The sequence below is a fragment of the Streptomyces neyagawaensis genome (genome assembly GCF_023516595.1).
Taxonomy (GTDB): Bacteria; Actinomycetota; Actinomycetes; order Streptomycetales; family Streptomycetaceae; genus Streptomyces; species Streptomyces neyagawaensis.
Genome location: NZ_JAMGBG010000074.1, coordinates 1 through 22,353, shown reverse-complemented (window position 1 = coordinate 22,353; position 22,353 = coordinate 1). Strand labels below are relative to the sequence as shown.

Below are 22,353 nucleotides of genomic sequence, written 5' to 3'. Positions count from 1 at the left end.
CGACGGCGGGCCGCCTCCCCCCGGCTCTGGCAGAGTCGATGACGGTTCAGGGGCCCGTGGCCGACGGCGCCCCATCCGCGGTGACTCGGGGAGACGCCATGAGAGAAGCGGGGGGCAGCCCCTGGCAGGGAGTGACGCGGAGACGCTCCCTGGACGGACCCGTGGAACAGGGCGGCCTCGCCGCCGCCCCGCCCGTATGAGACGGCCCGAGCAGCACGCCGAGGGCGCCGGACCGTTCGTCACGCGGCTCACCTGGCAGCCGCCCGGCGGCGGTACCGCCGTCTGGGAGTCCCGTCTCGCCCGCCGCCGCGGCCTCATTACCGTCCGATCGCCCGGAGCGGACGCCGCCCACCGGGCCAGCGCCGACAGCACCTCCGTCGCCCGGCTGCGCAGGCTCAACGCGCTCGCCGCCACTGCCTTCGTCCTCGGCGGGGCGCTGTTCGCCGCGGGTGCCGCCGTCGCCCAGTTCAGCTCCCGCGACGCCACCACCTGCGCGTCGATCTACCTCGTCGGCGGGCTCTGTTTCACCACGGGCGGCTATGTGTCCCTGCTCCAGGTGGTCAACGCGCCCCGCCACGTGCCCGGGGGCGAAGGCGCCCTGGTCACCCGGCACTGGCGATGGTGGAGCTACGAGCCGGGGCGGGCCGACTGGTTGAGCACGTTCGTCCTGTTCAGCGGCACCCTGGTGTTCGGCGTCAACCTGCTCGACTCCTTCCTCCAGGGGCTGACCACGCAGCAGATCAACCGGCTGATCTGGACGCCCGACGTGATCGGCTGCCTGCTCTTCCTGATCTCCGGCCATCTCGCCCTCGTCGAGGTCTGCCATGGCCGGCCACGCCTGCTGCCGCGCGACCTCGGCTGGTGGATCGTCGCCGTGAACCAGCTCGGATCCCTCCTCTTCATGGTCTCGGCGGTCGCCGCCTACACCCGCCCGGCCACCGGCAGCCTGGTCAACGCCGACATCGCCAACGCAGGCACCCTCGCCGGCGCGCTCTGTTTCTGTGCGGGCGGTCTGCTCCAGTTCTTCGAACGGCCCTGATCTCCCGGCTCAGGTCCGGTCGATGTGGACGTTCGTGGACTTCACGCGGGCGGTGGCCTCCATGCCGACCTCCAGGCCCAGCTCCTCCACGGCCTCCCGGGTCAGGAGGGAGACCAGGCGGTGGGGGCCGGCCTGGATCTCCACCTGCGCGGCCACGTCACCGAGCTTGACGGCGGTGACGATGCCGGGGAACGCGTTGCGGGCCGAGGTGTAGGGGACGTCGTCCTCGGCGGCGTCGGCCGCGGCCAGTTCCACGGAGAACGCCGCGAGGTCCCGGCCGTCGATGAGCCGACGCCCGCTGTCGTCGCGCCGGGTCGCGACCCGGCCCGCGTCCGCCCACCGCCGCGCGGTGTCCGGGCTCACCCCGAGCAACCGCGCGGCCTGACCGATCGTGTAGGACTGCATGGGGTCAAGATAGGCGCCGGTCAGAGTATGCGCTCATGCTCCGTCTCCCGCCCGTGGACGACGGCCCGCAAGCGCCAGTACAAGGACCACCGGATCGGCAGCCCGGCCGCGCGAAGTGCCGATACCTCGCTGAAAGGCCGCGGTCTGCAGCTGCGGGCCAGGATGCCCAGCGCGTCGGACTCGTCCCGTTCCCGGCAGGCCTTCACGAACCGACTGAGTTCGTCGAACGGGGTGTGCGAGGCGATGACGGGGACGAGGTCGTCGACCCACCGCTCGCGCATCAGAACGTCGTGGACCTCGAACCCGAACCGCCGGGTCCGCCACAGCTTGCAGAGCGTGATCCCGTCGCAGCGCATCGACGTAAGGACGAGCAGCCGCTCTGCGTCGAGCCGGCGGTTCTCCGTGCGGAACGCCTGCCAGAGATCCGGCACCAGGTCGGGTGTCTCCTCGCAGACCCGGCGCAGTGCCTGGTCCGCCTCCTCGTCGCGGTCCTCGTCGCGCAGCCGCTCCACCAGCGCGACGAGTTCCTTCACGCGGACGGTCGGGTCAGGGGTGTGCTCCGGAACCTCCACCGGCTCGGGGGAGCCGTACCGGACGAGCTCTCGGGCCGTCGCCGCCGCCATCTCGTCCAGGTGGCGGGCATCGTCGTCGTGCAGCCGCAGCATCGCCTCGTGCTGCCTGATCTGCTCCTCCAGTTCGACGATCCGCTGCCGGGCGGCGTCGCGCTCCGCCGCGATCTCACCGATCTCCCGCGCGTGGTCGCCGGCGGCGGTGACCAGCCGTCCGAGGGCCTCCTCGGCTTGGCGGCGCAGGGTCCGTTCCCGCTCCAGTTCGTCCCGCATGGCGCTGAGATCGGCGGCGGTCCGCACCCGCAGTTGCTCCAGCTGCTCCCGCGTCTCCGCCAGGTCGAACTCCTTCGCGCGTAAGGGCTTCGCGCTCCGTTCGGCGTCGAGCACGGCGTACAGGAGCCGTTGGGTCTCCTTGACGGCCTCCGGCGCGGACTCGCCGCCGGCGGCGGCGTCGCACAGCCGGTGCAACACCGTCACCTGGGCGCGGCTGGGCACCTCGTGGCCGTTGAGGAACTTCGACAGGCGTGAGGCGCTGAGGGTCACGCCCTCCTTCGAGAGCCGTTCCACCAGCTCCTCGTTGGTCAGGCCGGACGCCTCACGCAACATGCGCAGGCGCGCAACCAGCGCACGGCGGGGGCCTTCGGGCAGATGGTCCAGGACGGCGAGCCCGTCAGGGCCCCGCTTCGCCCGCCCCGCGTTCAGCTCGCGGACCACCGGCACCCCCAAGTTTCCCGGTCACGCACATGCGCCCGTCTCGCGCATGTGGACCGGCGCTCTGACGCAACATCACCGTCGGCCGGTGAGGTGGGACTGTACTCAACGGCTTGAGCGGACCGGAGCGAAACATGGCATCACACCACTCGACCGAGCGTCCCACGACGCCCTTCATGGAGTTCCGCGCGGGAGGTGTGCACCTGGTGGTGCAGCGGCCGCCGTACCGACTGATCAGCCTGCTCGGGAGCCTCGCCGGGGTGCTGGGAGGGGCGTACTGGTTCGGCGGGAGGTGACGGACGGGGGTGGCGGGCGACCGGGGTGGCGGGACTGGCGGCCGGCCGGGGTGCCGGCCCCCGGCCGGCCGCCGTCCCGTGTCTGTCAGCCCAGGTCGGTGAGTTGGGCGCGGAAGCCGGGGGCGGTGCGCTGGATGTGCTGCTTCTTGTGGACGGGCTTGCCGAAGGACTTCACCTGCGGGATCGCGACCCAGAGGGTCTGCGCCTCGGAGCCGTTCACGACGACGCGGGGGTTGTCCTTGATGGCGATGGCCGCGTTGACGTTGGTGACCTTCGCCTTGCCGGTGACCTTCTTCGGCCCCTGCCCGGCGGTCGGGTAGCTGATGGTGAGCGTCTCGCTGGTGACCGGGATACGGAAGATCTCCTGGGTCACGGTGAAGCTGACGGTCGTGGTGCGGTCCTTGTCCTTGCCGACCTTGGAGGTCGCCTGGGTGACGAACCGGACCTCCTTGTTGTACGGGTCGGTGATGCTGACCGGCTTGCCGATCGGGGCCGCCACCTTGCCGAGGAGCGCCTTGTGGATCCGGCGGTCCTGGAGGTCCTTCACGAAGACGGTCTGCTGTCCCCTGGTGAGCGCCAGGAACCTCTTCAGCGCCTTCCTCGCCTCCGGCGTGGACTGCGCCTTGAGGTACTTCGTGTACCCGGCGACGGTCAGCCGCGGCGCCATCGGTTCGGCCGGACCCTGCTCCACGGCCTGGGCTGCGGGCGCGAGGACGGCGAGACCGGCCACCGTGGCGACGGCGGCGGACGTCAGACGACCTGTGGTGGAAGTGAACATGCGGGGCTCCCCGTGACACGTGGCTGTTGGCTGCGCCAACGACCCTACGAACCGCGGATCTTGGCCGAAATTGTCTCTCCAGCCACCACCCGAAAGGGCACCTCCCTGAAGGGCATCCCGAAGGTACGGAACGGGAGTGCCGCCAGGCGGGTGGCCGGCACCGTCGAGGCCGTCAGCGGCGTCGGGCGCGTGGCCGGCCCCCAGCCGCCGCCGTCAGCGGTGCCCGCCCCGACCGCCCGTGCGAACGGCGTGTCGAGCCGCTCGCCGTCGGCCGGGGCGGGCCCGGCTTCACTTCAGGTGCAGGCCCGGCCTCACTTCAGGTGCCGGCGGAAGAAGCGGTTACTGTCGTCCAGCTCGAACCACGGGGTGCCGGTGTGCCCGCCCAGGTTGGCGTGCAGCGTCTTCTCCCGGGAGCCGAAGGCGTCGAACATGTCCAGGGCCCGCTGCCGGGGATTCCCCTCGTCGTCCCACTGCAGCAGGAGCAGCAGCGGAACGGTGACCCGCCGGGCTTCCTCGCGCTGGGCGCGGGGCACAAAGCCCCCGGCGAAACAGCAGGCCGCCGCGATGCGCGGCTCGGTCACCGCCAGCCGGATACCGAGGGCCGTCCACCCCGAATACCCGACCGGGCCGCCGATCTCGGGCAGCGCGAGGAGCGCGTCCAGGGCGGTCCGCCACTCCGGGACCGCTTTCTCGACCAGCGGGCCGACGAGCGACTCGAAGATCTCGTCGACCGGCTCGCCGGCCCGCATCGCCCGCCGCAGATCGGCGCGGGCCTGCTCGTCGGCGGCGGAACGGGGCCGGTCACCGCACCCGGCGGCGTCGATGGTGGCCACCGCGTGGCCGTACGCGGCGGATTTCCGCGCCCGGGCCACCAGCCGGGCATCGCTCTTGGGCAGGCCGTTGTTGTGGGCCGTCAGGATCAGCGGGACCGGCGCGGCGGACTCGGGCGTCCACAGGGTGCCGGGGATCTCGCCGAGGAGGAACTCGCGTTCGATGACACCGTCGTCGAGGCGCAGTTCGGAAGTGAATCGCATGGTCGTGCCTTTCGGGAGTGCGTGAGAACGGCGCTCCCGGACGACCTACCGTCCGACCGTGACCCCAGAGGGGAGCACCCATGTCGATACAGCGCTCACGGGTACCACCTCCTCGTTCTCTCGCACGGCCTGCCGGAAAAGTAACAGCGGCCACCGCGGGCCGCCAAAGGGTTTTCACCACGATCCCCTGAAAGGCCTGGTCCTTATTGGCCTCGGGCTGCGCGAGTATGAATGGAAATGCGAGGCTCGTCAATAGGTGTCGAACGATGTTCGGCTAGTCGAACATGAGCTGACCTGGCTTGACGGATCGTCGCGTCACTCCCCGTCCCTCTTGCCGTCTCTGTGACCGGCTTTCTTTTTCCGCACGTCTTGACACCCTATTGCGGCACCTATAGCGTCTGGCCGCATTTTCAGACGGCATTCTAGATATCGAACAATGGTCATCTGTCGTCGATCTGCGCCACGAACCCGCAAGCAAAGACAGGAACGCGCATGCGCCCACTCCTCTCCCGACTGGCGACGATATTGGTCGCCGCCTGTCTGCTCTTCACATCCCAAGCCCTGACCACGCCGCAGCGGGCAGCCGCCGCCGATCCGGGCTACCTGATGGTGCACTTCACCGGGGAGGGGGCGACCAACCAGCAGATGTACCTCTCGCACAGCACGGACGGCGTGCACTGGAGCGACCTCAACGGCGGCGGCATGGTCCTGCGCTCCACGGTCGGTACGAAGGGCGTGCGCGACCCCGCACTGGTGAGATCCCCCGACGGCAGCAAGTACTGGATCATCGCGACCGACCTGTGCATCGCCTGCGGACAGACCTGGAGTCAGTCCATCAACAACGGCAGCCGCAACCTCGTGGTGTGGGAGTCGACGGACCTGGTCACCTGGTCGCAGCCGTGGCTGCTGAACGTCGCGGGCGCGATCCCCGACGGGCGCAACGCGTGGGCGCCGGAGGCGATCTGGGACCCGGCCACCAACGACTACGTCCTGTACTGGGCGACGAACGTGCCCCAGAACGGCGCGACGAAACACCGTATCTTCTACGCCCGGACCAGCGACTTCCGCACCATCAGCACCCCGCAGATCTACATTGACCGCCCCGGCACCCAGGAGATCATCGACACCCAGATCATCGAGGTCCCCCAGGGTGTCGGTAACTACCGTTACGTGCGGGCCTCCGGCGACGGGCAGATCACCATCGAGGGCAGTAACTCGATCCTCGGCACTTGGACCAAGCTCGGTGACCTCTCCGGCATCGGCCTGATCGGCACGCAGGGCCAGACCGGCACGCGGGTCGAGGGCCCGATGTGGATGAAGTTCAACGGCACCAACAAGTGGGCCCTCTACCTCGACCAGTACGCCACCAACGGCGGCTACATGCCGGTCCTGACGACCGACCCGTCCGACCCCGCCAGCTACCAGAAGCAGGCGTCGACCAGCTACAACATGGGCGGCACGAAGAAGCGCCACGGTTGGATCCTGAACCTCACCGCCGCCGAGGAGAGCCGCGTACTCGCCCGCTGGCCCAACACCGCGATCAACCGGCTCCAGTCGTTCAACTTCCAGGACCGGTACGTCCGGCACACCAACGGGGACGTGCGCATCGACCCGAACGTCAGCCCCGTCGACGACTCCCAGTTCCGGATGAGAACCGGCCTGGCCGGCACCGGCACCGTCTCCTTCGAGTCGGTGAACATGCCCGGGTACTTCCTGCGGCACTCCCACTACGACTTCCAGCTCGCCTACAACGACGGCACCGCCCAGTTCGCCGCCGACGCCACCTTCAACAAGGTCGCCGGGCTCGCCGACTCGACCTGGTCGTCGTTCCAGTCCTACAACTTCCCGGACCGGTACATCCGCCACTACGCCTACTACCTGAAGCTCGACCCGATCACCACCGCGACAGCGCGCAGCGACGCCACCTTCAAGGTGACGAGCTGACCCGTGGGTGAGACCCGGCCCCGGGGGCGAAGGCCTCCGGGGCCGGTCCATACAGGCAGAAGGAGGCCCTCACCGGTACTACCGGTGAGGGCCTCCTTCTGCTCCGTCCGGCTTCGGCTCAGGGCCACACCAGACAGTACGGCTGGTGCCCCGCCTCGTGGAGGCGGTGGCTGAAGTCCTGCCATTCGTGGAGCAGTTGGTACACGTTGAACGCGTCGCGGGGGCCGCCGCGGTCCGGGACCGTGGACCAGATGAAGGCCGCCGCGCCGACCGCTTCCTCGCCGATGCCGCGCAGCGGGTCCACGACGGTCATCGGCAGCTTCACGACCGCGTAGTCGGGGTGCAGGACGACCAGCTCCAGCGGCGGGACCTTGTGCAGGGGGACGCCCTCGATGCCGGTCAGCACCATCGCGGCCATCGTCTCCGGCTTGATCTTGGTGAACATGCCGTTCATGCCGAGCTCGTCGCCGCCGAGTTCCTCGGGGCGCATCGAGATCGGGACGCGGGCTGCGGTCGCGCCGTCGGGCGCGCCGAAGTACTTGTACGTCACCCCCACCCGACCACCATTCCTGCTCCCGGCCGTGTGGAGCCGGTTGACCACCTGGTCGAGGCGGTCCGTACGGCGCCTGCGCGCCGCACGGCTCTCACGGTCGACGGCGTCAGGCCGGTCCGTCTGGCCCGTCTGATCCATTCCGTCACGATTGACACGATCCACATGCTCGGCGCGATCCATACGGTCCATACCCTCCATACGGCTGCGCCGCCCGATCCGCTCAGGGCCGCCGCCCTGGATCCGGTCGGCACCGCCGGGTTCGAGTCGGTCGGAATCGTTCTCCGGCAGGTCAGGACTGGTCTCGGCGCGGTCGGAACCGCCCTCGACGCGGTCGGAACCGTTGCGTGTGGCTCGCCGACGGCGCGAGAACCGCGAACCCTCCTGCTGCGCGTCGTTCGCTCCGTCCCGTCCGGGCATGCCGACGGACCCGTCGGCCGGGTTCGCCCTGTCCTGGGTCTCGTATGTGCCGTGCGCACCCTGCGGACCGTACACGCCCTGCGGGCCGTGCGGAGCGTACGGGGGCTGTGACCCCGGCGACCCTTGGGGCGCCGACGGTGAGGGCGGCGAGGGGAGTGAAGGGAGAGAAGGGAGTGAGGAAGGGGAGTGAGGTGACTGGGGGGACCGGGGTGACTGCGGGGTGCCACCGAGCGGGGGCTGTGACGGGGGACCCGACGGCGTCGGCGGCTGCGCGTCGCCCGACGCCGATGCCCCGCCCGACGCCGGCTGCGCGCCCGAGGTCGGCTGCGCACCGCCCGACGTCGGCTGCTCGCCCTGAGATCCCTGCGGCCCTTGTCCGCCGCGCAGCCTCCGGGAGCCCAGCGCTCCCAGGGAACCCAGCGGACCCAGGCCGCGCAGGGGGCCCGTCGGTGTCGTGGGTCCGTTCGCCGGTCCTGTGGGGTCCGCGGATCCGGTGTCCGCTGCTGCGTCCCGGCCACCCTGTCCGGCGGAACCTCCCGGACCGCCAGGACCGCCAGGACCGCCAGGACCACCAGGACCACTCGGGCCGTCCTGTGCGCCGGGTCCGATCACGCCGCCGGGGCCGTCCGACGGCGTACCCGTCCCGGTCGACGTGCTCGACCCGGTCGAACCGCTGGACCCACCCGGCCCGGCCGAACCGCTCGATCCACCGGATCCGCCCGGTCGACCCAGCCCACTCAGCCCACTCAGCCCGCCCAGCAGTCCACCCAGTCCGCCCGTACCGCTACCGCTCGACGCGGTGCCGGACGCGCCGGACCCGCCTCGTTCCTGTCGTGGGGTCTCCGCAGTCTCCTCCGCGTCGCGCCGGTGCCTTCCCCGCCGGGCACGACGAGGGCCGAGGTCACCGGTCCCGTCGCCCAGTCCGCCACCGCGATGCATATCTCCACCCGAACGCATTTCTGGGCCACGTGATCCCCGCCGCGCAACCCGATCATCGTGTCAGTGACCTCCCCCGCGACCGCTCGCCGAAACGTGCGCGCAAACACCAGTCGGCAGGATCTTCGGAGCCTCTGACACCATGGCCTGTGTGAGCTATCCGTACGAAGCCCCAGTTTCGCAGACTCTTTTCGAGCGCGCGGCGGCCGTCACGCCCGGCGGCGTGAACTCTCCCGTGCGCGCCTTCCGCGCCGTGGGCGGTACGCCCCGGTTCATGGTGTCCGGTACCGGTCCCTACCTCACCGACGCCGACGGCCGTGAGTACGTCGACCTCGTGTGCTCCTGGGGGCCGATGATCCTCGGGCACTCCCGTCCCGAGGTCATCGCCGCCGTTCAGGACGCCGTCTCGCGCGGTACGTCCTTCGGCACCCCCGGAGAGGGCGAGGTCGCGCTCGCCGAGGAGATGGTCGACCGCGTCGGGCCGCTGGAGCAGGTGCGGCTCGTCTCCAGCGGGACCGAGGCCACCATGTCCGCGATCCGGCTCGCCCGCGGCTTCACCGGCCGTAGCAAGGTGGTCAAGTTCGCCGGCTGCTACCACGGCCACGTCGACTCGCTGCTCGCCGCCGCCGGGTCGGGGGTCGCCACGTTCGCCCTGCCGGACACCCCCGGCGTCACCGGTGCCCAGGCCGGCGACACCATCGTCCTCCCCTACAACGACCTCGACGCCGTGCGCGCCGCCTTCGCCTCCCACCCCGGCGAGATCGCGTGCGTGATCACCGAGGCGTCCCCGGGCAACATGGGCGTCGTACCGCCGCTGCCCGGCTTCAACCAGGGACTCAAGGACGTCTGCGCCGAGAACGGGGCCCTGTACATCTCCGACGAGGTCATGACCGGCTTCCGCACCAGCAGGGCCGGCTGGTACGGGATCGACGGGGTCGTCCCCGACCTGATGACCTTCGGCAAGGTCATGGGCGGCGGCTTCCCCGCGGCGGCCTTCGGCGGCCGTGCCGACGTCATGGCGTACCTCGCGCCCGCCGGGCCCGTCTACCAGGCCGGCACGCTCTCCGGGAACCCGGTCGCCACCGCCGCCGGGCTCGCGCAGCTGCGGCTGCTCGACGACGCGGCGTACGACGTCGTCGACGCGGTGTCCCTCCAGATCCAGGGGCTCGTCACGGAGGCGCTCACCAAGGAGGGCGTCGCGCACACGCTGCAGAACGCCTCCAACATGTTCTCCGTGTTCTTCACGGACACCCCGGTACGGAACTACGAGGACGCCAAGACGCAGGAGTCCTTCCGGTTCAACGCCTTCTTCCACTCGATGCTGTCGCAGGGCGTCTATCTGCCGCCGTCGTCGTTCGAGTCGTGGTTCGTGTCCACCGCACACGACGAGCAGGCGGTCCAGAGAATCGCCGACGCCCTCCCGGCGGCGGCGCGAGCGGCAGCGGAGGCCACAGCAGCATGAGTGACATCACCGTCGTCCACCTGATGCGGCACGGCGAGGTCGCCAACCCGGACGGGATCCTCTACGGGCGGCTCGCCGGGTACCACCTCTCCGACCTCGGGCGCCGGATGGCCGACCGGGTCGCCGAGCACCTCGCCACCCGTGACGTCACCCACGTCGTGGCGTCGCCGCTGGAGCGGGCGCAGGAGACGGCCACGCCGATCGCCAAGGCGCACGGGCTGGACCTCGCGACCGACGCGCGGCTCATCGAGGCCGACAACGTCTTCCAGGGCAAGACCTTCGGGGTCGGCGACGGCGCGCTGAAGCGGCCGGAGAACTGGAAGCACCTGGTGAACCCCTTCAAGCCGTCGTGGGGGGAGCCGTACGTCGACCAGGTCGTCCGAATGATGGGGGCGCTGGACGCGGCGAAGGACGCGGCGCGCGGGCATGAGGCCGTGCTCGTCTCGCACCAGCTGCCGATCTGGATCGTCCGGTCGTACGTCGAGCGGCGGCGGCTGTGGCACGATCCGCGGCGGCGGCAGTGCACGCTCGCGTCCCTGACGACGTTCACGTATCAGGGGGACAAGATCGTGTCGGTGGGGTACAGCGAGCCGGCGCGGGATCTGGTGCCGCCGCATCTCCTGGCGGGGGCCAAGCCGGTGAAGGGGAAGGACAAGGCCTTCGGAGCGTGAGCGCTCCGCTTGGGGGCCGGGTGCCTTCGGGCTACCGGGTGCCTTCGGGTTGCCGGGTGCCTCCGAAGTGCCGGGTGACTGAGGTCGGTGGGTGACTGCGGGGCCGCCGTGGCTGGTCACGCAGTTCCCCGCGCCCCTTGAAAGCGTGCGGTTGCCCCTCGGTTCCCATGGCACCCGGCGTCCCTCGGGTCCCTGAAAGCCGCGCAGTTCCCTGTGGCCCTGACGGCGCCCTCTTCCTTCTCCTCAAGTCGCAGCCCTTTGGTCTTGATCAACTGGAACCCCGCAGTCCGTACGTCTGTCCTATGAGGCGTGCTCTTTCGTTCGGGGGGTCGTGCCTACGCGTGTGCCCCCGGCGTGCGCTTCGGTGTGAGGCGTACGGAGGGCGCATACAACCGTTTTCGGTCAAAGGCTCTGCAATATGTGCCAGATCGGCGGAACCCCGGCGATTCCCCTGACCTCTAAAACGGTGTGCTTCACGTCGAGCGGGGCGTGACCTGAACAAGGGGGACGTAATGGGCCACATATCGCGTAGGGGAGTGCTCGGGCTCGGGGCGGGGGCCGCCGCCGGGCTGGGGCTGACCGGCTGCGGCACGGGGCTCGGGGGCAAGCCCAGCGAGGCCGGCGGTTCCGGGGGGTCCGGGGGTGGCGGCAAGGGCAAGGGGAAGCCCGAGAAGAAGGTGACGCCGATCGGGGACGGTTCCACCGCCCGTACCGGCAAGCAGCCCCACCAGCCGGAGAAGCCCCGGCCGTTGGAGCCGGGCGAGACCCCGCCGCAGTTCGTGGTGTTCTCCTGGGACGGCGCCGGCGATGTCGGGAACGGCCTCTTCGAGCGGTTCCTGAAGGCGGGCCGGGACCACGACGCCCACATGACGTTCTTCCTCTCCGGGATCTACCTCCTGCCCGAGTCGAAGAAGCGCAAGTACCTCCCGCCGAACAACGCCCCCGGCGCCTCCGACATCGGCTACCTCACCGACGAGCACATCAAGTCGACGCTGGGGCACCTGCGGACGGCGTGGCTCGACGGCCACGAGATAGGCACCCACTTCAACGGCCACTTCTGCGGCGACGGCTTCGGGTCGGTCGGCAAGTGGACGCCCAAGCAGTGGCGCAGCGAGATAGAGCAGGCCAAGTCGTTCGTAACGGAGTGGAAGACGAACAGCGGCTGGACCGACCTCGACCCGCTGCCCTTCGACTACGAGAAGGAACTGGTCGGCGGACGCACCCCGTGTCTGCTCGGCCAGCAGAACCTGCTGCCCACCGCGCGCGAGCTGGGCTGGCGCTACGACTCGTCCTCGCCCGGCGGTCTCCAGGTCTGGCCCCACAAGAAGCAGGGCATCTGGGACCTGCCGTTGCAGTCCGTGCCGTTCCCGGGCCGCAGCTTCGAGGTCCTGTCGATGGACTACAACATCATGTACAACCAGTCCCAGAACTCCACCCAGGCCCCGCCCGCCAACTACCCGGCCTACCGCACCCAGGCCACCGGCGCGTACGTGGCCGGATTCCAGCGGGCGTACGAGACGAACCGGGCGCCGCTGTTCATAGGCAACCACTTCGAGGAGTGGAACGGCGGGGTCTACATGGACGCCGTCGAGGGGGCCCTCAAGCACATCGCGCGGGCCAAGGAGAAGGCCAAGGACGGGGAGATCCGGATCGTCTCCTTCCGGCAGTTCGTCGACTGGATGGACGTGCAGAAGCCGGAGGTCCTCGCCAAGCTCCGGACCCTCGGGGTCGGGCAGGAGCCGACGGGCGGCTGGAAGGACTTCCTGAAGGCGGGCTCGGCCGCCTGACCTCGGCGGACGCAGGACCGGGCGGGCTGCTCGACCCCGCCGCAGGTCGACGAAACGGGCATGCGAAACTTTTCACATGAGTGTCCGTACGAGCCGTAGTCGTGCCGCTTTGCTCTCCGCCGGGGCCGCGGCCCTGGCGCTGGTGCTGTCCGCCTGTTCGGGCGGAGGCATCGAGGGCGGTGGCGGCGGTACCGGCTTCGTCGCCGGCTCCGACGGCATCGCGACCGTGAAGAAGGGCGAGCGGGACAGCGCGCCCAAGCTCGCCGGCCGGACCATCGACGGTGGCGAACTCGATGTGGCCTCCGCCTACAAGGGCAAGATCGTCGTCCTGAACGTCTGGGGCGCGTGGTGCCCGCCGTGCCGCGCGGAGGCGGCCAACTTCGCCAAGGTCTCCAAGGACCTCGCCGGTCAGGGCGTGCAGTTCGTCGGCATCAACACCCGCGACACCAGCACCCGTCCCGCGCTGGCCTTCGAGGAAGAGTTCAAGGTCACCTACCCGAGCCTGTACGACCCCACGGGCAAGCTGCTGCTCCGGTTCGAGAAGGGTACCCTCAACCCGCAGTTGATCCCCTCGACGATCGTCGTCGACCGGGAGGGCAGGCTCGCGGCGCGGGCCCAGACGCCGCTCACCGAGAAACTGCTGCGCAAGATGATCAAGCCCGTCCTCGCGGAGAAGTGACGTGCCGGGAACGACGACCGCGACCGTGCTGAACACCGCCCTCACCACCAACGCCTCCGGGCTCACCGAGACCGTCTCCAGCGGGGCCCTGCTGCTCGCGCTGCCGGTCGCCCTGCTCGGCGGTCTCGTCTCCTTCTTCTCGCCCTGCGTCCTGCCCCTCGTGCCCGGCTATCTGTCGTACGTCACCGGCGTCGGCGGCACCGACCTCGCGGACGCCCGCAAGGGGCGGATGGCGGCCGGCGCCGGGCTGTTCGTGCTCGGGTTCACCGCGGTGTTCGTCTCCAGCGGGGCCCTGTTCGGGTACTTCGGCACGACGCTCCTGGAGCACCAACAGGTGCTGACCAAGGTGCTCGGCGGGTTCATGATCTTCATGGGTCTCTTCTTCATGGGGCTGATGCCCTGGCTCACCCAGCGCGAGTTCCGCTTCCACACCAAGCCGGCCACCGGACTGGTGGGCGCCCCGGTCCTCGGTGCGCTCTTCGGCATAGGGTGGGTCCCCTGCATCGGCCCGACCCTCGCCGCCGTGAACGTCCTCGCGATGCAGGAGGGCAGCGCCGTGCGCGGCGCGCTGCTGATGGTGGCGTACTGTCTGGGGCTGGGCCTGCCCTTCGTGCTCGCCGCGGTGGCCTTCCGCAAGGCGCTCGGCGCGTTCGCCTGGGTCAAGCGGCACTACGCGTGGGTGCTGCGCATCGGCGGCGGCATGATGATCACCATCGGCGTGCTCATGCTGACCGGCGCCTGGGACCGCATCGTGCAGGAGATGCAGGTCTGGTCCACCGGCTTCACCCCTGGGATCTGAGCCAATGACGACGACCGACTCCGGCAAGCGCGACGACAGCGAACTCGACGTCGTCGGCTCGCGGCTGTCCACCGCCCCGCAGGAGGACGCCCTCAACGTCCCCCAGCTCGGAGTGATCGGCTGGGCCCGCTGGTTCTGGCGGCAGCTGACCTCCATGCGGGTCGCGCTGCTGCTGCTGTTCCTGCTGTCGCTCGCGGCGATCCCCGGCTCGCTGATCCCGCAGAGCGGACAGGACGAGACCCGGGTCGCCGACTTCATGAAGCGGCACGACACCCTGGGGCCGGTCTACGAGAAGCTCGGGCTGTTCCACGTCTACAGCTCGGTGTGGTTCTCCGCGATCTACATCCTGCTGTTCGTCTCGCTCATCGGCTGCATCGTGCCCCGCACCTGGCAGTTCGTCGGCCAGCTCCGGGGCCGCCCGCCGGGCGCGCCGAAGCGGCTGACGCGCATGCCCGCCTACGCGACCTGGCGCACCGGGGCCACCCCGGAGCAGGTCCGCGAGGTCGCGCTGAAGGCGCTGAAGCGGCGCCGGTTCCGCGCGCATGTCGCCGGGGACGCGGTCGCCGCGGAGAAGGGCTACCTCAGGGAGGCCGGCAACCTCGCCTTCCATCTCGCGCTGATCGTGATGCTCATCGCCTTCGCCTGGGGCCAGCTCTACAAGTCCGAGGGCAACAAGCTGATCGTCGAGGGCGACGGGTTCGCCAACACACTCACGCAGTACGACGACTTCAAGTCCGGCAACCTCTTCTCCGCCGACGACCTCAACCCGTTCAGCTTCGACCTCAAGAACTTCCGCGGCACCTATGAGGCCACCGGGCCGAACAAGGGCACCCCGCGGATCTACGAGGCGAACGTCGTCTACGCCGTCGGCGCGGACGGCAAAGAGAAGACCACCCGGATCGAGGTCAACAAGCCGCTGGAGATCGACGACTCCAAGGTCTACCTCGTCAGCCACGGCTACGCGCCCGTCATCACCATCAAGGACGGCCGGGGCAAGGTCGTCTTCGAGGACGCGGTGCCGCTGCTGCCGCTGGACTCCAACGTCACCTCCACCGGCGCGATCAAGGTGATGGACGGCTACCGCGACGGCAAGGGCACGTGGGACCAGCTCGGTATCCAGGCGTTCTTCCTCCCGACGTACGGCGGCAAGGACTCGGCGGTCGTCTCGCAGTTCCCCGCGCTGCTGAACCCGCGGCTGAACCTGACGCCGTACCACGGTGACCTGAGGGTCAACGCGGGCCTCCCGCAGAGCGTGTACCAGCTCGACAAGTCGAAGCTGAAGGCGTTCCGCGACGCCAAGGGCGCGCAGGTGCGGGAGAACCTGGAGATCGGCGAGTCCATGACCCTGCCGAACGGTGCGGGCACCATCACGTTCGACGGGGTCAAGGAGTGGGCCGGCTTCCAGGTGACCCAGCAGCCCGGCAGCGGCTGGGCTCTTGGCGGCGCGATCACCGCGATCCTCGGTCTCGCCGGGTCCCTCTTCATCCAGCGCCGCCGGGTGTGGGTCCGCGCGGTCGCCGGGCCCGACGGGGTGACCGTGGTCGAGATGGCGGGCCTCGGCCGCAGCGAGTCCGCGAAGGTGCCGGAGGAGCTGGGCGACCTGGCCGGAGTGATCCACGACGAGGCTCCCACCGCGCCCGACCCGGACGTCGACCCCGACCCGGACCCCGACCCCGACTCCGAACCCCCAGTCGTCACTGCCGAAGGGGCTGAGAAGTGACTCTCGCCGCCGCGACCAACGAGAATCTCGCGAACATCAGCAACACGCTGATCTACTCCGCGATGGCCGTGTACACGCTGGCCTTCTTCGCGTACATCGCCGAATGGCTGTTCGGCAGCCGCAGCAAGGTGGGCCGGACGGCCGCCGCGCTCACCTCCCAGGACGGCGCGGCGAAGAAGGCGGCCGCGCCCTCGGTGACCGTGAAGTCGGCCGGGGGCACCTCCGTGCTGGAGCGGCCGAAGGTGGTCGTGCGGGCCGCCGCCGGCGCGCGGGACGTGCCGGACGGACCGGGCGCCCACGGCGGGGACGAGCAGGGCGACCTCTACGGCCGTATCGCCGTGTCCCTCACGGTGCTGGCGTGGGCCGTCGAGGCCGCCGGTGTGCTCGCGCGGGCGCTGTCGGTGCAGCGGGCGCCGTGGGGCAACATGTACGAGTTCAACATCACCTTCTCCACCGTGGCCGTCGGGGTGTACCTCGTGCTGCTCGCGCTGAAGAAGAACGTGCGCTGGCTGGGCCTGCCGCTGATCACCACGGTCCTCCTCGATCTCGGTCTCGCCGTCACTGTCTTGTACACCGCCAGTGACCAGTTGGTTCCCGCCCTCCACTCGTACTGGCTGTACATCCACGTCTCCACCGCGATCTTCTGCGGCGCCGTCTTCTACGTGGGCGCGGTCGGCACGATCCTGTACCTGTTCAAGGACTCCTACGAGAGCAAGCTGGCGAGCGGCGGCCGGCCGGGCCGGTTCGCGACCTCCGTCATGGAGCGGCTGCCCGCCTCGGCGTCCCTCGACAAGTTCTCGTACCGCGTCAACGCCGCCGTCTTCCCGCTGTGGACGTTCACGATCATCGCGGGCGCCATCTGGGCGGGCGACGCGTGGGGCCGCTACTGGGGCTGGGACCCCAAGGAGACCTGGTCGTTCATCACCTGGGTCGCCTACGCCTGCTACCTGCACGCCCGCGCCACCGCCGGCTGGAAGGGCCGCAAGGCCGCGTACATCGCGCTCGTCGCCTTCGCCTGCTGGCTGTTCAACTACTACGGCGTCAACATCTTCGTCAGCGGCAAGCACTCCTACGCGGGCGTCTGACCGCAGGGGCCTCGCGGGCCTCTCCCGTACAACTTCATCCGCCGAAGGCCGGTCTTCTGTGACGTGGGTCACGGGAACCGGCCTTCGGCGTGCGGACAGGGGGAGGACGTGGAGACGAATCAGGGGGACCGGAGCGCGTTGCGCGCCCGGATCAGGGACGGGGACGCGGAGGCCTTCGGCGAGGTCTTCGACGCGTACGCGCGTTCCGTGTACAACCATGCCTTCCGGCTGACGGGGGACTGGTCGACGGCCGAGGACATCGTGTCGCTGACCTTCCTGGAGGCGTGGCGGCTGCGGGACCGGCTGGACCGGGAGGGCGGTTCGCCGCGACCGTGGCTGCTCGGCATCGCCACGAACGTGACCCGCAACAGCCGCCGCACCGCCCGGCGGCACGCCGCGGCCGTGGCCCGGCTGCCGAGGCCCGAGTCCGTGCGGGACTTCGCCGACGACGTGGCCGGGAAGGTCGACGACACGGCGTATCTGCGGGCGGTGCGCACGGCGGTGGACCGGCTGCGGCGGCCCGAGCGCGAGGTGCTCGCGCTGTGCGCCTGGGGCGGCCTCGACTACGCCGCCGCGGCGGAGGCGCTCGGCGTTCCCGTGGGCACGGTCCGCTCCCGCCTCTCCCGCGCCCGCGCGAAGCTCGCCGCGGCGCTCGCCGGGGAACCCGCCGCCGGGCGCGGACAGACACAAGGCGGCCGCACCCCTGTGGCCGGGCCCATCCAGGAGGGGAACCAGTGAACGAGAACCCGTCCCCCCACGACACCCCGTCCCCGCCGGAGGCCACGGCTTCCCCGGAGACCGAGTCCTCTCCGGAGGTTCCCGCCGCCGTGGAGCGGGAGTTGCCGCCGGGCCGTCACCGTGTCCTGAGGGAGCAGCTGATGCGGGAGATCGAGAACCGTACCGAGAGCGCGGACACCTCGCGTCCGGTGGCCGTACGGCCGCTCTGGCGGCGGCCCGCCTTCGCCGCGCCCGCCGTGGCGGCCGCCCTGACCGTCGCCGTGGTCGTCGGCTCCGCGGTGATCGCCGAGCCCCCGGCGCCCAGTGTGCTCAAGCAGGGGGACCCGTCGGGCGGCACCCTCAGCGACCGGAGGGCCGCCGAGGTGCTGGAGCGGGCCGCCGAGGCGGTCGGGAAGCGGAAGCAGCCCGCGATCGAGGACGACCAGTTCGTCTACATCAAGCAGGAGGACTACCACTGGAAGCTGGACGAGGACTTGATGCGTTCCGACTGCGACAGCACCGACGAGGGGCATCCGTTCGGGACCCGGGAGTTCTGGAGGTCGGTGGACGGCAAGCACGCCGGGCTGGCCCGCGATGAGCAGTTCGGGGAGCGCCGTCTCCACGTGCTGCCGCGCATGAAGGGCTTCATCACCTCCTACCGGCAGGCCGAGGACGAACTGCCCGACGGGGTCGAGGGGATGTACCGGTACCTGTACGGGGCCAAGGCCGGCAAGGAGCCGAAGGCCGGCGACAGGCGCGCCGACCGGAAGGCGTTCGCGAAGGGCGCCGAGCTGCTGGCCGGGCAGCTGCTGCCGCCGAAGGAGGAGGTCGCGCTGTACCGGGCGCTGGCCCGGATCCCCGGGCTGACGGTGTACGAGGGGGCGCGGGACACGGTGGGCCGCTCGGGTGTGTCCGTCGGGATCGCGGGGTGGTTCAACGACTTCGGGCAGGGCCGGTCCCGCTACGAACTGCTCTTCGACGAGCGGACGTCGGCGTTCCTGGCGTTCAACTCGGTCAACCTCAACGCGCCGGACGGGGACTGCGAGTCGCTGCGAGTCGGGGACCTGGTGTCGTCGGCGGCGATCCTGAAGCGGGGGGTGGTGGACCGCACGGGGGAGCGGCCGTGAGGGGCGCCCAGTAGCTCGGGGTGCGCGGTTCGGCGGCGGGCGCGGGTCGGATGACGTGGTCTAAGCCTGGGCGTAGGGCCAGTGCGGCAGCATCTCTCGGACGTGGGGCCCGCCGGTGATGTCACGGCTGCGGGGTCGGCCGGCGGCTCGCCCAGGCGCGGGCGATGTGCTCGCGCATCGCGCGGGCGGCTCCGTCGGCGTCACGTCGGCGGAGCAGCTCGAGTATGGCCACGTGCTCGGCCAGTGACTCGGTCAAGCCGTCGCGGGTTGCGTGACCGACATAGAGGCGTGACAGGCGGGCCTTGCCGTGAATGCTGCGGATGATGGCTTGACCCAGGAGGTTTCCGGAAGCCCTCATGATCATCTCGTGGAAGGTGGCGTCTTCCTCGGCGTAGCGCACCGGGTCGTCCAGTGCCTCCCGCAGCGCGGTGGCTTGCTCCTCGAGCCCGGCGAGTTCGAGGTCGGTGATGCGGCCGGCCGCGTCGGCGGCCATCTCGGCCTCCAGGGCGGTCCGCACGCTGACCAGCTGGTCGAGGATCGTCAGCGTCCGGTCGTGACGGATCTGGGCCTCCAGGACGACAGGGTCCAGGAGATTCCACTCCTGCGGCTCACGCACCCGTGTACCGCGCCCGGGCGCCGCCCTGACCAGCCCCTTCTCTTCGAGTACCTTCACCGACTCGCGCACCACGGTCCGACTGACGCCGAACTCCTCGCACAGCACCGCCTCGATGGGCAGCGCGGAGTCCGGCGGATAGGCCCCGCCCACAATGCGGTCGACGAGATAGGTCACCACGGTGTCGCTGAGCCGACCGGTCTGCCGTCGGGGAACGGCTCCCAGCGACCCTTCCGAGGGCGCAGGCGCCAGTCGTTGACGACTGGCCGGGGTACGGGGCACGCGCGGCTCCTCATGATCAGGAAATACCACAGCATACACCTTGCGGATTATGTCATTCGTATGATGAAGTTCCTCCGCCCCGGCGAAACGCCGGTGAAACATGGCCGAATTCCCGCCGGGTCGCGACCGAGAGGGGACCAGGCACGGTGCGCATCACCGAAGGAGCTCTCGTGCTTTCACTCCGAAGAACGATCCCCTCACGCGGCCCCCGGCTGCGGATACGTGCCGCGACCGTGGCGACGGCGCTCGTCGGCGCCCTGCTCTCCGCGGTCGCGTCCGCCGGAACGGCGCAGGCGGCGACCATGACGACGCTCTACGCGTCACCCTCGGGCAGCGGTACCGCGTGCTCCTCCGCCCAGCCGTGTTCGATCACCCAGGCGAAGACCTCGGTGCGTGCGGTCAACTCCGGCATGACCGGCGACATCGTCGTGCAGTTGGCGGACGGTACCTACCGTCTCTCCGACCCGCTCTCCTTCACTGCCGCCGACTCGGGCAACAACGGCCACACGGTGGTGTGGAAGGCCGCCCCCGGTGCTGACCCGATCATCTCGGGGGCGCGGAAGGTAACCGGCTGGTCGCAGTTCGACGCGGCCAAGAACATCTGGCGCGCCAACGTCGGCACCGGCTTCGACACCCGCCAGCTCTACGTCGACGGCCTGCTCGCCACCCGGGCGCGCACCCAGGTCAATCGCTCCGACTTCACGTTCAACCCGACCGGGTTCACCTTCACCAAACCCGCGCTGAGCTACCTGAACACGCTGGCCAACCAGAGCCGGGTGGAGCTCGAGACGCTCAACAGCTGGACCGACCGCTACATGCCGGTCCAGAGCATCAGCAACAACACGTTCACCATGCAGCAGCCCGCCTGGGACAACAACACCTGGGGCTGGGACGTCGTCCAGAACGCGTTCCGCAAGGGACCGGCGTACCTGGAGAACGCCTACGAGATCCTCGATGCCGGTGGGGAGTGGTATCTGAACACCGCCACCGGCTACCTCTACTACAAGCCGCTGGCGGGGCAGGACATCAGTACTGCTGACGTGGAGCTGCCGCGGCTGGAGTCGCTCATCAGCGTCGGCGGCACCTACGATGCGCCGGTCCACCACCTGTCCTTCGTCGGTGTGCAGTTCTCCCACACGAGCTGGCTGCACCCGAGCTCCAACGACGGCTGGGCCGACCAGCAGACCGGCGGGTACATCAAGGGCAACTGGAACAGGCCGTCGGACGCCTTCACCTCCTGCAAGGCGGGATGCAGCCTGTTCGAGGCGACCCGGCCGAAGTGGCTGCAGATGCCCGCGGCGGTACAGGTGTCCGCCGCGAACCACGTGACGTTCAGCAACGACAAGTTCATCGGCCTCGGCAGTTACGGCCTCGGCATCGGCCAGGACGCCAACGCGCACACCTCAGGTGTCGGCCTGGGGGCCGGCGACATCACCGTCGTCGGCTCGGTCTTCAAGCAGATCGCGGCGGGCGCCATCATCGTCGGCGGACTCCGGGAAGACGCGCATCATCCCAGTGACGTCCGGATGACGAACAAGGACATCACGATCAAGAACAACCTCATCCACGACGTCGCCATCGACTACCGCGACAACCACGCGATTCTCGCCACATACACCACCAACAGCGAGATCAGCCACAACGAGGTGTACGACGTCCCCTACGGCGGCATCAGCATCGGCTACGGATGGGGAGTCAACGACCAGGGCGGAAGCCCGGAGTACCAGCGCCGGGGTCTGTACAACTACCAGCCGGTCTACGACACCCCGACGACAGCCAAGGGGAACAAGGTCGTCGCCAACTACGTGCACCACTTCCTGCAGTCGATGAACGACGCCGGCTGCTTCTACACCTTGTCGGCGAACCCCTCCAGTGTGATCGACCGGAACTACTGCAGCGTCGGCGGCAACGGAGGCATCTATTTCGGCATGTATTTCGACGAGGGGTCGCGATACCTGTCCGCCACCAACAACGTCTTCGACCGGGTGGGCGCCTACGCCCACCAGAACGTCGCCAGCAACTTCAACACCGGCAATTTCACCCTGACCGACAACTGGGCCACGAAGGCCGGTGACGTCACTGACGGCAACCGTGGCAGCGTGGTCAGCGGCACGCAGATCATCACAGACGGTGACTGGCCGGCGGGCGCCCGAACGGTCATGAACGACGCCGGCCTGGAACCCGCGTACCAGTACCTCAAGTACCCGGTGACCGCCCCCTACTCCACCTTCGCGGTGAACTCGCCCGCCACCTTCAGCCAGGCGAACGGCCAGTTCGCGATCACCGGGGCCGGGGCCGACGTCTGGGGCGGTACGCCGCAGCACGACGACCAGTACGGGGCCGTCTACCAGAACCAGTCGTTCACCAACGGCACCACCGTGACCACCAAGGTGAGCCAGCTGGACAACACCAACCCCTGGGCGAAAGCGGGCATCATGGTCCGCAACAGCATCAAGGGCGCCGGCAGCTCGGCAGGCTACGCGGTCATGGCCGTGACGCCCAGCAACGGAGTCGTCCTCGAGTACGACTCCAACGGCGACGGATACCTCGACGCCGAGAAGAAGACCACGGGCATCAAGGCACCGGTCTGGTTGCGGCTCACCCGCACCGGCAACCAGGTCAGCGGGTACTACTCCACCAACGGAACCACCTTCACCCAGGTCGGCTCGGCGGTGAACCTGTCCGGAGCCAACGCCACCCAGGACGCGGGCGTCTTCCACACCTCCCAC

19 protein-coding genes are annotated in these 22,353 nt (G+C 69.7%); 13 read left to right on the top strand and 6 right to left on the bottom strand.

Features of this window, described 5'->3' with window-relative positions:
* The first annotated feature begins 196 nt into the window (after positions 1 to 196).
* Positions 197 to 1,039 (top strand): hypothetical protein, encoded by an 843-nt coding sequence (locus M8J73_RS28050; protein WP_055540875.1) that lies wholly within the window; start codon positions 197 to 199, stop codon positions 1,037 to 1,039.
* A 9-nt stretch (positions 1,040 to 1,048) separates the two neighbouring features.
* Here the strand turns inward: M8J73_RS28050 and M8J73_RS28045 are convergent, their stop codons facing one another.
* Together M8J73_RS28045 and M8J73_RS28040 are read right to left on the bottom strand one after the other, a co-directional pair.
* Entirely contained in the window at positions 1,049 to 1,444 is a 396-nt protein-coding gene (locus M8J73_RS28045; protein WP_055540874.1) for a TOBE domain-containing protein, read from the bottom strand.
* A 20-nt stretch (positions 1,445 to 1,464) separates the two neighbouring features.
* Positions 1,465 to 2,733 (bottom strand): helix-turn-helix domain-containing protein, encoded by a 1,269-nt coding sequence (locus M8J73_RS28040; protein WP_055540873.1) that lies wholly within the window; start codon positions 2,731 to 2,733, stop codon positions 1,465 to 1,467.
* A 125-nt stretch (positions 2,734 to 2,858) separates the two neighbouring features.
* Between M8J73_RS28040 and M8J73_RS28035 the strand changes: the two genes are divergently transcribed.
* Positions 2,859 to 3,020, top strand: a complete 162-nt coding sequence (locus tag M8J73_RS28035; RefSeq protein ID WP_249829232.1) for a hypothetical protein — start codon at positions 2,859 to 2,861, stop codon at positions 3,018 to 3,020.
* A gap of 85 nt (positions 3,021 to 3,105) precedes the next feature.
* Here M8J73_RS28035 and M8J73_RS28030 read toward each other — a convergent pair whose 3' ends face one another.
* Positions 3,106 to 3,798: a hypothetical protein gene (locus M8J73_RS28030; protein WP_055540313.1), complete on the bottom strand. Its 693-nt coding sequence runs from the start codon at positions 3,796 to 3,798 to the stop codon at positions 3,106 to 3,108.
* A 311-nt stretch (positions 3,799 to 4,109) separates the two neighbouring features.
* Entirely contained in the window at positions 4,110 to 4,832 is a 723-nt protein-coding gene (locus M8J73_RS28025) for a dienelactone hydrolase family protein (RefSeq protein WP_055540314.1), read from the bottom strand.
* A gap of 492 nt (positions 4,833 to 5,324) precedes the next feature.
* Here M8J73_RS28025 and M8J73_RS28020 point away from each other — a divergent pair, with 492 nt between their 5' ends.
* Positions 5,325 to 6,776: a glycoside hydrolase family 43 protein gene (locus M8J73_RS28020; RefSeq protein WP_055540315.1), complete on the top strand. Its 1,452-nt coding sequence runs from the start codon at positions 5,325 to 5,327 to the stop codon at positions 6,774 to 6,776.
* A 118-nt stretch (positions 6,777 to 6,894) separates the two neighbouring features.
* Here M8J73_RS28020 and M8J73_RS28015 read toward each other — a convergent pair whose 3' ends face one another.
* On the bottom strand, positions 6,895 to 7,332 hold the full coding sequence (locus tag M8J73_RS28015; RefSeq protein WP_003974483.1) for a hypothetical protein: 438 nt from the start codon (positions 7,330 to 7,332) through the stop codon (positions 6,895 to 6,897).
* A 1,492-nt stretch (positions 7,333 to 8,824) separates the two neighbouring features.
* Here M8J73_RS28015 and hemL point away from each other — a divergent pair.
* From hemL to M8J73_RS27970, 9 genes are all read left to right on the top strand, one after another.
* Positions 8,825 to 10,144: a glutamate-1-semialdehyde 2,1-aminomutase gene (hemL, locus tag M8J73_RS28010; protein ID WP_055540962.1), complete on the top strand. Its 1,320-nt coding sequence runs from the start codon at positions 8,825 to 8,827 to the stop codon at positions 10,142 to 10,144.
* Positions 10,141 to 10,815, top strand: a complete 675-nt coding sequence (locus tag M8J73_RS28005) for a histidine phosphatase family protein (protein WP_055524051.1) — start codon at positions 10,141 to 10,143, stop codon at positions 10,813 to 10,815. The genes hemL and M8J73_RS28005 overlap by 4 nt, the downstream gene beginning before the upstream one ends.
* Before the next feature lie 512 nt (positions 10,816 to 11,327).
* Positions 11,328 to 12,602, top strand: coding sequence for a polysaccharide deacetylase family protein (locus M8J73_RS28000; RefSeq protein ID WP_249829231.1), 1,275 nt, complete (start codon positions 11,328 to 11,330; stop codon positions 12,600 to 12,602).
* Between the two features lie 76 nt (positions 12,603 to 12,678).
* A complete protein-coding gene (locus M8J73_RS27995) occupies positions 12,679 to 13,281 on the top strand; it encodes a TlpA family protein disulfide reductase (RefSeq protein WP_169797800.1) in 603 nt (200 codons plus the stop codon).
* Between the two features lies 1 nt (position 13,282).
* Positions 13,283 to 14,080, top strand: coding sequence for a cytochrome c biogenesis CcdA family protein (locus tag M8J73_RS27990; protein ID WP_206187732.1), 798 nt, complete (start codon positions 13,283 to 13,285; stop codon positions 14,078 to 14,080).
* A gap of 4 nt (positions 14,081 to 14,084) precedes the next feature.
* Entirely contained in the window at positions 14,085 to 15,800 is a 1,716-nt protein-coding gene (resB, locus tag M8J73_RS27985) for a cytochrome c biogenesis protein ResB (protein WP_055536543.1), read from the top strand.
* A complete protein-coding gene (gene ccsB, locus M8J73_RS27980) occupies positions 15,797 to 16,885 on the top strand; it encodes a c-type cytochrome biogenesis protein CcsB (RefSeq protein ID WP_055536544.1) in 1,089 nt (362 codons plus the stop codon). The genes resB and ccsB overlap by 4 nt, the downstream gene beginning before the upstream one ends.
* A gap of 108 nt (positions 16,886 to 16,993) precedes the next feature.
* Complete coding sequence (locus M8J73_RS27975) at positions 16,994 to 17,623, top strand: RNA polymerase sigma factor (RefSeq protein ID WP_055536545.1); 630 nt, start codon at positions 16,994 to 16,996, stop codon at positions 17,621 to 17,623.
* Positions 17,620 to 18,729: a CU044_5270 family protein gene (locus tag M8J73_RS27970; protein ID WP_055536546.1), complete on the top strand. Its 1,110-nt coding sequence runs from the start codon at positions 17,620 to 17,622 to the stop codon at positions 18,727 to 18,729. The genes M8J73_RS27975 and M8J73_RS27970 overlap by 4 nt, the downstream gene beginning before the upstream one ends.
* Positions 18,730 to 18,850: 121 nt before the next feature.
* On the opposite strand, the gene M8J73_RS27965 is transcribed toward M8J73_RS27970, so the two are convergent.
* The gene (locus tag M8J73_RS27965; RefSeq protein ID WP_079054610.1) at positions 18,851 to 19,726 is read right to left on the bottom strand and encodes a FadR/GntR family transcriptional regulator; all 876 of its coding nucleotides are present in this window, start codon (positions 19,724 to 19,726) and stop codon (positions 18,851 to 18,853) included.
* A gap of 68 nt (positions 19,727 to 19,794) precedes the next feature.
* Between M8J73_RS27965 and M8J73_RS27960 the strand changes: the two genes are divergently transcribed.
* Positions 19,795 to 22,353 (top strand): hypothetical protein (locus tag M8J73_RS27960; RefSeq protein ID WP_249829230.1); only part of this gene is annotated, 2,559 nt, incomplete at its 3' end.